Genomic DNA, 436 nt, shown 5'->3' on the forward strand with positions numbered 1-436 from the left:
GTGCGAGAAGCCGCTGGCCGGATCGCTCGAAGACGCCCGCGCCATGGCCGAGTTGGAGCAGAGTGCCGAGGTGGTGACCGCCGTCGGCTACACCTTCCGCCGCTCCCCCGGCATCGCCGCGATCCGCGACCATGTCCAGCGCGGCGAGCTGGGCGACCTCACCCTGTTCGGCGGCCGGTACTGGTGCGACTACGCCACCGATCCGAACGGCCCGCTGACCTGGCGCTTCAAGGGCGGCCCCGGCTCGGGTGCGCTCGGGGACGTCGGCTCGCACATCATCGACATCGCCGAGTACGTCGCCGGGCCCATCGCCGCGGTCTCCGGTGCCGCCCTGTCCACGCAGATCCCCAAGCGGCCGCTGCCGCTGGGCGCGGTCGTCGGGCACAACGCGGCGCCCGTCTCCGACGAGGTCGGCGAGGTCGAGAACGAGGACACC

At 72.9% G+C, this 436-nt stretch carries 1 protein-coding gene; it reads left to right on the forward strand.

Going from position 1 to position 436, the window contains the following annotated elements; genetic code table 11:
• Window positions 1-436: Gfo/Idh/MocA family protein (locus OP79_RS49180; protein WP_033329857.1), on the forward strand; the 436-nt coding region annotated here is incomplete at both ends.

Source organism: Streptomyces yerevanensis, assembly GCF_000716805.1.
Lineage (GTDB): Bacteria > Actinomycetota > Actinomycetes > Streptomycetales > Streptomycetaceae > Streptomyces > Streptomyces flaveus.